Source organism: Aquimarina megaterium XH134, from assembly GCF_000520975.1.
In the GTDB taxonomy this organism is placed as follows: Bacteria; Bacteroidota; Bacteroidia; order Flavobacteriales; family Flavobacteriaceae; genus Aquimarina; species Aquimarina megaterium.
On record NZ_JACB01000040.1, the window covers coordinates 70,500 to 85,043 of the forward strand.

At 33.2% G+C, this 14,544-nt stretch carries 10 protein-coding genes; 8 read left to right on the plus strand and 2 right to left on the minus strand.

Annotation, left to right across the window (positions count from 1 at the left end):
- Window positions 1–29: 29 nt before the first annotated feature.
- Both Z053_RS0120735 and Z053_RS0120740 read right to left on the minus strand, forming a co-directional pair.
- Complete coding sequence (locus tag Z053_RS0120735) at window positions 30–1,235, minus strand: serine hydrolase domain-containing protein (protein ID WP_025666886.1); 1,206 nt, start codon at window positions 1,233–1,235, stop codon at window positions 30–32.
- Window positions 1,236–1,305: 70 nt separating this feature from the next.
- Window positions 1,306–3,999: a DUF5916 domain-containing protein gene (locus Z053_RS0120740; protein WP_025666887.1), complete on the minus strand. Its 2,694-nt coding sequence runs from the start codon at window positions 3,997–3,999 to the stop codon at window positions 1,306–1,308.
- A gap of 281 nt (window positions 4,000–4,280) precedes the next feature.
- On the opposite strand from Z053_RS0120740, the gene rplM reads away from it, so the two are divergent.
- The 8 genes from rplM to Z053_RS0120780 all read left to right on the plus strand — a co-directional run bounded on the left by rplM (window position 4,281) and on the right by Z053_RS0120780 (window position 14,016).
- The gene (gene rplM / locus Z053_RS0120745; RefSeq protein ID WP_025666888.1) at window positions 4,281–4,736 is read left to right on the plus strand and encodes a 50S ribosomal protein L13; all 456 of its coding nucleotides are present in this window, start codon (window positions 4,281–4,283) and stop codon (window positions 4,734–4,736) included.
- Entirely contained in the window at window positions 4,736–5,122 is a 387-nt protein-coding gene (rpsI, locus tag Z053_RS0120750) for a 30S ribosomal protein S9 (protein ID WP_025666889.1), read from the plus strand. The genes rplM and rpsI overlap by 1 nt, the downstream gene beginning before the upstream one ends.
- Window positions 5,123–5,250: 128 nt before the next feature.
- Window positions 5,251–6,081, plus strand: a complete 831-nt coding sequence (gene rpsB, locus Z053_RS0120755) for a 30S ribosomal protein S2 (protein ID WP_025666890.1) — start codon at window positions 5,251–5,253, stop codon at window positions 6,079–6,081.
- A gap of 171 nt (window positions 6,082–6,252) precedes the next feature.
- A complete protein-coding gene (gene tsf / locus Z053_RS0120760) occupies window positions 6,253–7,218 on the plus strand; it encodes a translation elongation factor Ts (RefSeq protein ID WP_025666891.1) in 966 nt (321 codons plus the stop codon).
- Between the two features lie 454 nt (window positions 7,219–7,672).
- Window positions 7,673–8,380 carry a UMP kinase gene (pyrH, locus tag Z053_RS0120765; RefSeq protein ID WP_025666892.1) on the plus strand — a complete coding sequence of 236 codons (708 nt, stop codon included), beginning with the start codon at window positions 7,673–7,675 and terminating at the stop codon, window positions 8,378–8,380.
- Between the two features lie 46 nt (window positions 8,381–8,426).
- A complete protein-coding gene (gene frr / locus Z053_RS0120770; RefSeq protein ID WP_025666893.1) occupies window positions 8,427–8,990 on the plus strand; it encodes a ribosome recycling factor in 564 nt (187 codons plus the stop codon).
- Between the two features lie 91 nt (window positions 8,991–9,081).
- Window positions 9,082–11,523 carry a DUF5686 family protein gene (locus tag Z053_RS0120775; protein ID WP_025666894.1) on the plus strand — a complete coding sequence of 814 codons (2,442 nt, stop codon included), beginning with the start codon at window positions 9,082–9,084 and terminating at the stop codon, window positions 11,521–11,523.
- A gap of 84 nt (window positions 11,524–11,607) precedes the next feature.
- Window positions 11,608–14,016: an efflux RND transporter permease subunit gene (locus Z053_RS0120780; protein WP_025666895.1), complete on the plus strand. Its 2,409-nt coding sequence runs from the start codon at window positions 11,608–11,610 to the stop codon at window positions 14,014–14,016.
- Window positions 14,017–14,544: the final 528 nt, after the last annotated feature.

Genomic DNA, 14,544 nt, shown 5'->3' on the forward strand with positions numbered 1-14,544 from the left:
GAACAGTTAAGAAAGCTCAAAAGCCAAAATCATTTCACTTGTTGATTTTGGCTTATTTCTTTATAAAAATCATAATAATTTAAAAAAGTAGGAATCACCGGCCCATTAAATGGATTGGGGCCGTTAAATAATACACAAACACCTATATCATTATCAGGATCAATTAACAATTGGGTTTTATATTGATTTACATTACCCCCATGATATAGTATTCTTCTACCTCTGTAATCCAAAACTCGCCACCCCATTGCATAATAAGAATCTGTTACCCCATCCCATAAATTAACATATGTATCTTCATTGCTGGTACAAATAATAGGGTTAAAAATATCACTAAGGCTTTCTTTTGAAATAATATCAGGACGATATCCTAGCAATACTTTTAAATACTCCCCCATATCAGAAATTGATGCGTTAATCCCTCCTGCAGCAGTTACATTATAATAGTTTTTATGAATCTCTGTAACCTTATATTTTTTTGAATAATGATTATATTTATGAGGAAGAGCTACATTATCATTCTTTCTTATTGCTGCATATGTGCTTGATGCTGTATGCATCCCTGCCGGAGCAAACACTCTCTCTTTAAGAAGGGTTTCAAAAGATTTTTCGGTTTGATTTTCCATTATTTTTTCAATAACCGAAAATATTGCATTTTGATATTCATAATCTACTCCTTCCTTAGAGACAACTCCTTTTCTTTTAAAACTTCTGATAATTTGCTCTAAAGACCACCCTTTTTGTATAAGCTTAGTATATGTATAAGGGTAAAGTCCTGTTGTATGCGATAATAAATGATTTACTTTAAGTCGATCCGCCTGTTCACTATTTCTTAAACTAAATGTTTTTACCGATTCTCTAACATTTTGATCCCATTGTAATTCATCACGATCTACTAAATTGCCTGCCAAAACTGCTGTTACACCTTTTGATAAGCTTGCAATTCTAAAAACTGTATTTAAATCTACAGAATCTTGTGTATGAATTTCTTTTACTCCAAAGCCCTTTTTATAAATAACAGTATCGCCTTTAACCACAACAACAGCTGCTCCAGGACATTCTGAAACATTAAAATTGGTAGCAAAAAACTTCTCGTAATGCTCTAAGAAGAAGGATATAGAATCTTTTTTTGACACTTCTGGTTTCTCATCTATTACAACAACCCTTTCTTTAGGTTTTGATGTAGTGCAAGACACCAAAAAAACCAAAGCAAATACAGCATAAAAATATTTCATAATACGACATTCTATAGAGTCGCAAAATACGTCTAATATTATTTATTGTATAAAAACTTTTTCAGAAACTTTATAATACAAATCGATATGTTGCTTTGATTAAAAATGTGTTCTCTGGCTGCTGATTCAGAATTTGATTGTCTAAACTTCTAAAGAGATCATCAGAAGGATTTCCATCTCCTGTAATACCTTGCGACCAAACCAAAAATATTTCAGAACCAGGGATATATTCCCAGCGTAGTACCAGGTTAGAACGAAACTGAACAAATGCGAAATCTGGATTACTAATAGTATAATCCACAGTACCATCTCTATCCTCATCTATAGAGTACTCATCATCTGCAAACGAAATTTGATCCTGATCATATAATGTTACTCTCTCATCCAGGTTTTTGGCAACTGCATTATTGACATAGTTAAAATCGGTATATCTTCCTCGTGATATAAACGGTTGCCCATAATACTGAATGGTAAGATTAGGATTAATACTATAATTTAACCGTATACTCGCACTTAAAGTTTTCTGATCGATTTTAGCAGTTATATATCTTGGAGTACCATTAAAATCAACATCTGTAACATACTGTGTTTTATTAGGGTTCTCTACAAACTCTGGGTTTAAAGACATACTAAACGAGTTAAATGGCTGATACCTAAGCCTCAATACATATCGCCTAAAAGAGAAATTATTATCTGTTGTCCATGAATTCACATGACCGACAGTAAAATTAAATTTCTTTCTTTGATCAGATCCAAAAAATAACACTCCTATATTTTCTTGAGAAAATCTCCACCTGGGACCTCCTCGTAGAACGGTATTTGTAAAAATACGAGGTTTATGAATCATCTCAACTTCAGTCCACCAATTATTTTGATAATCTATATTACCGCCCAACACATATTGAATACGATTATAGTTACCTTCAAAATCAAATGCCGATGATTGACTAAATCTAACATTAGCTCTTCTATAAAACTTGGTAGGTTTTAAGAAAAGATAACGAAGATTTGCAAATTGCCTGATATCATCTGCCTGACGTAAAAAACCAATATCATTCAGTTCTAATTCTGGAGAACGCCAGAAAACTCCTGCTCCATATCTCCAATTTCCTCCTCCAGATTTCCCTCCTCTAAGTTTACCACCAGTTCCGGTTAATGAAGTTCTATTGGGATCTAATTCTACATGATCTGCATCTACCCTCTGAAAAAGGTGCGTAAGTGAATTCTGGGTTTTTTCGATAGATTCTTCAGAACCTTCTACGTGACTAGCTACAATATTACCTTCGATAAAATACTTTCTATCTCTCCAGTTATGTCTAAAATCCAACCCTGCTGTATATGCTGATTTACGAAGAAGATTAAGATTATTTTCTCTTGTTCCTGCTACTTCCGATGTCTCGTCTGTATTTGGGTCATCCTCATCAATATCAAAGGTGTCTCCAAGATTTCGGTTGGTAGCCGTTATAATTCCTCCAACAAATGAGTTGCGTTGATTAAAATCCTTTTGCACCCTACCGACCATATAGTTTGTTAGAGGCTCTACAATGGCCTCTCTCTTATTACCATTTTCATCTTCAATTTTGGCGATCTCTCTAGAAGTTACACTTTCTAAAACACCTATAGACCATCCATCTTTGGTTTTTCCGCTAAATTTTGCAGCTCCAAGAATTGTAGTATTGGTAGGCTTATCAATAAATTCATTATCAATTCCCGAAATTGATCCTTGTGGGCTTCTTCCTATTCTACGAGAATAAAACAAATTATCCTGGTTATTGGCAAAACGGTAATCAAAAATATTTTTATTTTCTACGAAAAAAGGTCGTTGTTCTCTAAAGAAAATCTGAAACCCATCTAATGCAATAGCGGCAGGATCAGCTTCGACCTGGCCAAAATCAGGATTTACAGTTAGATCCAAAGTTAGATCATTTGTGATTCCGATTTTTGCATCTAACCCTCCATTCAATTTAAAATCCTGACCATCTCTAAATGGATTTCCTTTTTCCTCGGGATACGTATCAAATTGTGTTACTGCAAATGGCTGGATTTCTAATTGTTTTTGTGCTTCGATATTAATCAAACCATGCAACTCTCCAAATTCACTTATAAATCCAGGAGCATCTCTAGGGATTCGTTGCCAAACTGATCGCTCAGCTTTTCGAAAAAACAGTCTGTTTACCTGAAGCCCCCATACCTGTTCTTTGCTTTTACCAAATTTTACCTGGCTTAAAGGTATTTTTATTTCTGCGGTCCACCCTTCATTATCTATATTGCTTGCTGCATACCATATTGGGTTCCAGCTGCTATCCCAATTATCTCCATTTTGCGAAACGAACTCATCTCCTTTCACTCCTGCCGCTGTTATAGTAAAAGAAAACGCTGTTCTCTTATCGTGATATGTATCTAAGATAAGTGTAATACGATCTCCTGCAAAACCATCTCTTCTCGATAGTCTTTTTTCTATTTTATCTGGCTCGGTATCATAACATCGATAAGCTACGTATAGAAATTTCTGATCATATGCAATCTTGAATTTGGTCTTTTGACTTGGAGGTGTATTTTCATCAGGCTCATTTTCAATAAAATCACCAGCCCATTCTACCACATCCCAACCAGGTTCATCAATTAAACCATTTATTGTTAATCCTTCGGCATTATTAAGTAGTTTTGTAGTGTAAATTCGTTTTTTAACTGTACTAGTAGAATCTTGTGCAGTAGAAATAATAGGAACCAAAAAGAGTACCAATAAATAGGTATAACATTTCATGATGATTAGAAGTTTGATGATTGATATAACTAAGATGACAGAAATTATTTTAGTTTGTCACACTTTATGCCATTTTTTAGTAAAAAATTAACAGGAGAAGGTGATTATGGAGCGTAAAACAAACAAGACAACTCCTTATTACATCAATATCACTGAAAACCAATGCATCATACTTTAAAAATAATATCTATTACCTGTTTGCTATATAAATATATAATTGTACATTTGCACCCCTATTTTATATAGGAAAAGGAATGTTTAATTAAGTAAAAATAATTAGTGTGGACACATTAAGTTACAAAACAGTATCTGCCAACAAAGCTACCGTTACAAAAGAATGGTTGCATGTAGATGCTGAAGGACAGACTTTAGGGCGTCTTTCTTCTGTAGTTGCATTACTACTAAGAGGAAAACATAAGCCAAACTTTACCCCACACGTTGATTGCGGTGATAATGTTATCATTACCAATGCCGAAAAAATCAACTTAACAGGAAAAAAGTGGACTGATAAATCGTATATCCGTCACACTGGATACCCTGGAGGGCAAAGAAGTCTTACTGCTCAGGAATTGTATGACAAAAATCCAGAGCGTTTAATCGAAAAAGCGGTAAAAGGAATGTTACCTAAGAACAAACTAGGTGCAGCTTTATTCCGTAATTTAAAGGTATATGCAGGAGCAGATCACAATCAGGAAGCTCAGCAACCTAAAACTGTTAACTTAAACGAATTTAAGTAATGGAAGTTATTCACAAAATTGGTCGTAGAAAAACGGCTGTAGCCAGAGTATATCTTAAGGATGGTTCTGGAAAAATTACGGTTAACAAAAAAGACCTTAATGAGTATTTCACTACTGCTACTTTACAATACAAAGTAAATCAGCCTTTAACTTTAACAAGTAACGAGGACAAATACGATGTAAACGTAAATGTATATGGTGGAGGGATTACTGGACAGGCAGAGGCTGTTCGTTTAGCAATATCAAGAGCGGTATGTGAATTAGACGAAGAAAACAGATTAATCCTAAAACCAGAAGGTTTGTTAACCAGAGATCCAAGAATGGTAGAGCGTAAAAAATTCGGTCAGAAGAAAGCTCGTAAGAAATTCCAGTTCTCTAAACGTTAATTTATTAAAACAGTATTTGTTGTTACCTCAATTCGTGAGGGGTTAGTTTAGCATCTAAATGCACAAGGCCATACAAAAAGTAGCCACTTGGGCATTGCTAATTCAACAGAACGTAAACTATTACAAAAATGGCAAACAATATCGAAGTAAAAGAATTACTTGATGCAGGTGTACACTTTGGTCACCTTACAAGAAGATGGGATCCAAATATGGCACCATATATTTATATGGAGCGTAATGGTATTCACATCATTAACTTATATAAAACTGCTGCAAAAATTGATGAAGCTAGTGAAGCTTTAAAAAAGATAGCAGCGTCCGGCAGAAAAATCCTTTTTGTTGCGACTAAAAAACAAGCTAAAGAAATCGTAGCCGAAAAAGCAAGCAAAGCTAATCAGCCATATATTACAGAAAGATGGCCCGGTGGTATGCTTACTAACTTTGTTACTATTCGTAAAGCAGTCAAGAAAATGGCTTCTATCGATAGAATGAAGAAAGACGGTACCTTTAATACACTATCTAAAAAAGAACGTTTACAAGTAGATCGTTTAAGAGCAAAATTAGAAAAGAACTTAGGTTCTATTTCTGATATGACTCGTCTACCTGGAGCATTATTTGTTGTAGATATTACTCGCGAACATATAGCGGTAAAAGAAGCTCAAAAATTAAACATTCCTATTTTTGCAATGGTTGATACTAACTCTGACCCACGTCAGGTACAGTATGTAATCCCTGCAAATGATGATGCTTCTAAATCTATAGACAAAGTTATGACTTATGTTAGTGATGCTGTTATAGAAGGATTAAGCGAAAGAAAAGCAACAAAAGAAGCTCCTAAAAAAGAAGCTCCTAAAAAGGAAGCAAAAGCTGAAGCTCCAGCAAAAGTTGAAACACCTGCAAAGGTTGAGGCTACAGTAGAAGCTCCAGCAACCGAAGCTGCAAAGCAAGAGGAAGAATAAACAAATAGATTGTATATCTATTAAAATTCAAAGTTAAGTTTATGTCTCTGCGATAAAACTTAACTTTAATATAAAATTGATAAGTCGTTTGGTTCTTTACTTTTGCAGTACTAACTAAACGACTTGTTTTTTATACAAACAATACATTTTACACATTTAATATTTAAAGATATGGCAAATATTACAGCAGCCGAAGTAAGTAAATTGCGTAAAGCTACAGGTGCCGGAATGATGGACTGCAAAAAAGCCCTTGTTGAGGCTGAAGGAGATTTTGACAAAGCTATCAAGATCCTTAGAGAAAAAGGACAAAAAATTGCTGATAAAAGAGCAGATAGAGAATCTTCTGAAGGTGCAGTTATTGCAAAAGTTAATGATTCAAAAAACAAAGGAGTAATCGTTTCTCTTAATTGTGAAACTGATTTCGTAGGAAAAAATGAATCTTTTGTTTCTTTAGCAAAACAACTAGCAGAAGTAGCTCTTAACACTTCTTCTAAAGAAGAATTTTTAGCTTCAGATTTTAATGGTATGACTGTTCAGGAAAAACTTACTGAACAAACTGGTGTTATTGGAGAAAAAATCGAAATCGGAGATTTTAAAGTACTAGAAGCTCCTTTTGTAGGATCATATATACACGGAAATAAAATCGGTGCTCTAACTGGTTTATCAAATGAGATAGATAATGCAGAAACACTTGCCAAAGATATCTCTATGCAAGTAGCTTCTATGGGAGCAACCACATTGTCTTACAAAGATTTTGATCCAGAATATGTTGCTTCAGAAACTCAAGCAAGAATTGCAGCAATCGAAAAAGAGAATATTGAACTTGGTCGATTAGGAAAAACATTAAAAAATGTTCCTTTATTTATTTCAAGATCTCAATTGACTGATGATATAATTGCGCAAGCAGAAGAAAAATTGAAAGAAGAGCTTAAAGCAGAAGGTAAGCCTGAGCAAATCTGGGATAGAATTCTTCCTGGAAAATTAGAAAGATTTATTTCTGATAATACTACATTAGATCAGGAGCAATGTCTTCTTGACCAAAATTTCATTAAAGATGAAAAGAAAAGTGTTGCTGATTATGTAAAAACACTTGGTGATGTATCTGTAGTTGCTTTTGAAAGAGTAGCTTTGGGTTAATTCAAAAATTAAATAGTATTCAGACGTATCTGAAAAAAAATAAAAACCGCTTCTATAACAGAAGCGGTTTTTTATTCATCATTTTCAAAATATTTTCTTTCTGGTTTCCAACGTTTACAAGTTTAGAATTTCTTCCAAAACTTACCCCCAATACAAACTAACTCCCCAATTAGCTTATACAATACAAACACCTACATCGTATTTATATATTAAAAACGTTCAATTTCCTTTCTAAAAACATTTATCATCCCCAACACCTTTTTTGTTTTCCTTGATGCAAACCTATAACATAATTCAACACGAATCAATACCTCTTATAGGGGAAAACCACCCTTTTTTCAATAGTTTTTAAACTTTAACATTTGACTATTTAACTTAAAAATCCACCTTTATAATCCAAACTATTTTCTAAATTAAGAATATCGTTATATTTGCACCACAGTTAAATCTCATAATGGAATATAAAAGAATATTACTTAAATTATCTGGCGAAGCTCTAATGGGTGATCGTCAATATGGAATTGATCCTAAAAGACTGGCAGAGTATGCCCATGAAATCAAACAAATTACAGAAAAAGGCGTACAAGTTGCTATTGTGATAGGTGGAGGTAATATTTTTAGAGGTGTTGCAGGTGCCAGTAAAGGAATGGATAGAGTTCAAGCGGATCATATGGGTATGCTTGCAACCGTTATTAATGGACTGGCCTTACAGAGTGCTCTTGAAGATGCCGAAATACCTACTCGATTACAATCTGCAGTAAAGATTAACGAAGTTGCAGAGCCTTTTATACGTCGAAGAGCAATGCGTCATCTCGAAAAAGGAAGAGTTGTAATATTTGGTGGAGGAACAGGAAATCCATATTTCACTACTGATTCTGCCGCAGTGCTAAGGGCTATAGAAATTAATGCAGACGTTATTCTAAAAGGCACAAGAGTTGATGGAATATACACCTCTGATCCAGAAAAAAATGCTGATGCCACAAAATTTGATTTTATATCATTTGACGATGTTTTACGAAAAGGTCTGAAGGTGATGGATACTACAGCATTTACATTAAGTCAGGAAAATGAATTACCTATAATAGTGTTTGACATGAATAAAGCCGGGAATTTACTAAAAGTAGTTTCTGGTGAATCTATAGGTACTCAAGTAAACCTTTAATCATATTGGCTTATTTTTTGATTTGTCAGAAGAAAAGAACTAAAACATGAACGAAGAAATAGATTTTATTATAGATTCGACCAAAGAGTCAATGCAAGCAGCAATTACTCATTTAGAAAAAAAATTACTCAATATCAGAGCTGGTAAAGCATCTCCTGCTATGTTAGGCAGTGTAATGGTAGAGTACTATGGCTCTCCTACTCCGTTAAACCAGGTAGGAAATGTAACTACTCCTGATGCAAGAACCATTACAATTCAGCCTTTTGATAAATCTGTAATCCCAGAGATTGAGAAAGGTATTCAGATAGCTAATTTAGGGTTTAACCCAATGAATAATGGCGAAAGCGTTATCATTAGTGTTCCTCCTCTCACCGAAGAACGCCGTAAAGATCTTGCGAAACAAGCAAAAGCTGAAGCAGAAGATTCTAAAGTTGGTATACGCAATGATCGTAAAAATGCCAATAATGAGATCAAAAAATTAGAAAAAGAAGGTCTATCAGAAGATTTGGCAAAAAACACTGAAGTAGATATTCAAGCATTAACAGATACATACATTAAAAAAGTTGATGAAATGCTTAGTCATAAAGAAAAAGAAATTATGACTGTTTAACATTTTTTAATGTATAGAAATTATAAATAAAGCGTTTTCTCATTAGAAACGCTTTTTTTGTATCTTCGCCTTTTTGAACCTATTTGGTATAATGCAGAACAAATTTTTTTGTTTATTATTTTTTGTACACTTTGTCTTAATTTCTCAAGTTAGTATTAACGGTATTGTCATTGACGAAAGTTCTAATCAACCCTTGCCATTTGCCACTGTAAAAACCAGTAATTCCTCATACGCTTTAACCTCTGTTAAGGGTGAGTTTGTTATACGATGTAATACCTACCCTGTTAATCTAACTATAAGCTATCTAGGGTATCAGACAAAGACTATTTTAATTACTTCCAAAAGTTCAGAAAAAATAGAAGTACGACTTAGTACTAAAGAGGAAAACCTTGAGACAGTAAAGCTAGATGCCCCCGAAAACATTGCAGCTCAACTCATTATTGAAGCCATAAGCAAGAAAAACAAAAATAATCCAAAAAAGATATTACGTAATTTTAGTTATAAAAGTTACAACAAACTAAAGATCACAGAAGATAATCAAGCTCAATTAAATACTCTGGACACTACAAGTGTCGATATGGAGCATTTATTTAACAAAGCTCATTCCTTTCTTTCAGAAAAAATAAGTTTACACCAATTTAGAAAAAATGCAGGCGAAAAAGAGACAGTTTTAGCAACTCGAATGAGTGGTTTTAAAGAGCCCATTTATAATGTACTGGGGATCAAAATACAATCTAATTCTCTTTATGATGAAGATTACACGATTTTTAACAATAAATACATAGGACCATTATCAAACAGAGCCCTAAGAAATTATTATTATAAGGTTCTCGATACTGTACAGGGTAAAAACCCAGCTTACGTGATTCTTTTTCAACCCCGTAAGTCTAAAAATTATGCAAGTTTAGAGGGCGTATTATATATAGATACAAAATCATTAGCAATTCAAAAAGCTATTATAGAACTACGAGGCGAACTTAATGTGATGGCAACTCATAGTTTTAAATATTTCGCTGAACAAAAAAGCTGGTTCCCAACCAAACAGGAAATCACAATAAGACCAGGGAATGGAAGACAAAAAGTAAGTTTATTTGGAGGCCGAATCTCTGTAGGAAGATTAGGGAATGATAAAAAAAGTTCTTCTGGAAATAATGATTTTTTAGTTTCTACAACAGATTTATTTGATATCAAATTAGATACTAGTCAAGATATTAAACAAAACCAAGCTACAATAAGAATAGATCCCGAAGCTAATAATAGACCTGAATCTTATTGGAATCAATATCGTACCAGTGCAATTACAGAAAAAGATCTAAACTCGTTTCAAGTCATAGATAGCATTGTACAAGCACAAAACATAGAACGCAGAATTGATGTTATCCAAAGTTTTAATATTGGATATTACCCAGTAGGGTTTTTCAATTTTGATCTCACTTATCCCATAAAATACAATAATTATGAAGGGTTACGACTAGGAATAGGTGGCTTAACAAACACAAAATTCTCTAATCAATTTAGATTAGAAGGATATTTTGTTTACGGATTTAGAGATTCAAAATCCAAATATGGTATAGGAGGAGGTTTATTAGTAAATAAAAAATCAAACTCATGGTTTAATTTTAATTATACCGATGATATTAGAGAAGTAGGTAGTTTCCTTTATCTTACAGACAGAAGAGTATATTCTTTATTCGAGCCTCGTTTGGTAAATATAGATTTCTATTACAAGCACAGAACCTGGAGTGCTAGTTTGCAGCAGCAGATATTTCCTAAACTACTCTCAGAAACTCAATTTTCTATAAGCAATATAAATCAAACCGGAGGATATCAATATCTAAATGACGGTAATCTATTTTCGGGATATAAAACAGCAGAAGCTACAATAGCGTTAAGATGGAGTCCGTTTAGTAAATTTCTAAAAACACCCAATCGATATAAAGAAATTCATGATGGGTACCCCAAAATTACTGCGCAATATACGCAAGGTTTCAAGGGTGTATTTGATAGTAATTTCTCTTATAGCAAAATAGGTTTAAAAGCAGAATATATCATTAACCGTATTAATCAATCTAAAACAAGTATTTTATTTGAAGCAGATATCGCTTCTGGAGATATCCCACTCACACATTTGTATCACGCTTATCCTAATGCTCCGACTAAAGAAACAGTACTTCAACGATTTTCTGTAGCCGGTAGAAGGACTTTTGAAACTATGTATTTTGGTGAATTTTTTAATGACAGGCTGGCAACATTACAGGTCAAACATAGAATTAAGCCTGTAAAAATTACAAATTGGTTTAAACCAGAACTCGTTTTTATAACTCGCTATGCAATCGGAGATGTTAGCAATCTTGAAAACCATCAAGGGGTAAATTTTTCATCTTTGCAACGTGGATATCAAGAATCAGGATTTGAAATCAACAAATTATTTGCCGGTTTTGGGCTTAGTTTTGCCTATCGCTATGGCGCCTACCATCTTCCTCGTTTTGAGGATAATATTTCGGGTAAGTTTACTTTTTACTTAAAACTATAGTCTTTACACAATAAATCATTTTCTTTTCAGAAATACCTGAATAATAATTCCCCAATCCTTACATTTGCAGCAGGAAAATAAAGGATGGCAAAATTATTCAGTTTCGGGTTTTGGAATGCACTGGCTGGAATTATACTTCGCAATAGGGCAGTAATATTTCTGGCAATAATAGGAATTACGGTTTTTTTAGGTTTTCAGTGGAAAAACATGAAATTTTCTCACTCAGAGGCGAATCTACTCCCCGATGATCACGAGGTAAATATATTATATCAAAAATTCCTTCAAAAATTTGGTGAAGAAGGCAATCTAATTGTAATGGCTGTTAAAGACAGTACACTTTTTACTCCTAAAAAGCTAAAAGCGTGGAATGATTTTAATAATTCGTTTAAAAAATATGAAGAGATTGATCTGGTTGTTTCTATAGCCGATCTTAAAACTTTAAAAAAAGAAGATAATCCTGCACGATTTGAGTTAGTTCCTTTTATTAAGGATTCTAGCTATACTGAAAAACAAGTATCCAAATACGAAAATGAGTTATTTAATAAGTTACCATTTTATGAAGGACTTGTATACAGCACGAAATCAAAAACTATCCAAAGCGCACTATATCTAAAAAAGGATATTGTAAACACCAAAAAGCGAAAAAAGTTTATTGAAGAAGTTTTACTTCCTTCTGTTTTAGCTTTTGAAAACGAGTACAAGATGGACGTAAAAGTATCTGGTATGCCATATATCAGAACTTTAAATTCGCAAAACATAATGGATGAAATAGAAATTTTCATTCTTGCAGCTCTATTGGTTACTTCATTAATTTTCTTTTTCTTTTTTAGATCCTTAAGAGCCACTTTTATATCCATGACTGCTGTAATTATTGGAGTAATGTGGGCTTTTGGAATTTTAGGGCTTTTAGAATATGAAATAACTGTACTTACGGCTATTATCCCACCGTTAGTAATTGTAATTGGTATTCCTAATTGTATTTTCTTAATTAATAAATATCAACAAGAAATAAAAAAACATGGTAATAAAGCAAAATCTCTTCAACGGGTAATAACCAAAGTGGGTAATGCTACATTAATGACTAATGTAACTACTGCTTCAGGATTTGCAACATTTGCCCTAACCGAAAGTAAATTACTTAAAGAATTTGGTATTGTTGCTTCTTTAAATATAATCGCTCTATTTATACTTTGTCTTCTGGTCATTACTATAATTTATAGTTATATGCCCCAACCCAAAGAAAGACACTTAAAACACCTGGGTAAAGGGTGGATTGAGAAGCTAATGGATTGGATGGAAAAGATGGTAAAAACCAGACGAGTAACAATCTACTTTTCTTCTGTTATTATTCTAATCGTTAGCATTATTGGTATTTATACTATAAAAGTTTCTGGAAGCCTATTAGAAGACATGCCCAAATCTGCCGGGTTTTATAAGGATATAGAGTTTTTTGAAGAAGAATTTGATGGTGTTATGCCATTAGAAATATTAGTAGATACAAAGAGAAAACAAGGAGTATTAAAATTACCTACATTAAAACGTATGGAAAAACTACAGGAGCTTCTTGAAGAAACTCCTGAGTTGTCAAAGCCTATTTCTATTGTTAATCTGGTTAAATACTCTAAGCAAGCTTTTTATAATGGAAATCCTAAATATTATCAAATACCTACCAGCCAGGAACGAAACTTTATTTTGCCGTATGCCAAAAGTTTTGAATCTAAAGTAGGAGTAATGAATAGTTACGTGGATTCTACCGGACAATACGCTAGGATCACTACTTTCATGAAAGATGTAGGTACAGAAGAAATGGAGCGTATAGAAGCTACCCTAAAACCACAATTAGAGAAAATTTTCCCAAAAGAAAGATATGACGTTTCTTTTACTGGTAAAGCCCTTATTTTTCAGAAAGGAACTAAATACCTAGTATGGAATTTATCTTTTTCTCTAGGTCTTGCGGTGATCTTGATTGCTCTTTTTATGGCCTGGATGTTTCGATCCTGGAAAATGATTGTCATATCACTTATACCAAATTTATTACCATTGCTAATGACTGCAGGCCTTATGGGATATCTTGGTGTGCCGATAAAGCCTTCTACAATATTAGTTTTTAGTATTGCATTTGGAATTTCTGTAGATGACACTATACATTTCCTTGCAAAATACCGGCAAGAATTAAAATCAAATCACTGGAGGATTAGAAAATCTGTTCTTGCTTCATTACGAGAAACAGGAGTGAGTATGTTTTATACCTCAACTGTTTTATTTTTTGGTTTCTCGGTATTCATGATATCTAGTTTTGGAGGAACCAAGGCACTTGGAGGCTTGGTATCAACAACTTTATTATTTGCTATGCTGGCAAATCTTTTACTACTTCCTTCCTTATTACTTTCATTAGAACGAAGTATTGCAAATAAGAAAACTCTTAAAGAACCTACCCTGAAAATCATTCCTAATGATGAAGAACTTGAAGAAACTCAAGGTGAGGAAGAATAAAGAAAATAAGACATAAAAAACACATAATATTATCAAAAAAAAAGCCCCGCTAGAAACTAGCGGGACTTCTGTAAGATAGATTACCCCAAAACCTATCGAACTAAACTTAACGTAAACACAATCGTCATAATTGCATATGCAAGATACTGCCCCTTTTTATATTTTGAAATACCTAATAGGGGGGAAAAATCCCCTTTTTACCTAAACAGCTTAAACTTTAACACTATTTAAACAAGTAAAATCCAACAAAACAGTATTTAAACTACTGATTTGCAGTATTTTAAATATAAATGAAAACTTGTTTTTTTTACAATAATTTATCAAATAAACTCTCAAATACGTCTGTTTTTCAATCAAAAACATATCTAATTACGGTTTTTACGTAGAATCATAATTCGAAAAAACGTCAGATTTTGGTATTTTGATTGTATAAACTCACCAGTATCAAAAAGAGCATCAAAATATATTTTAATTGCTATACCTTTTTTGAATTCATAAGATTATGCTTCAATCGGATTAAAAAATTAT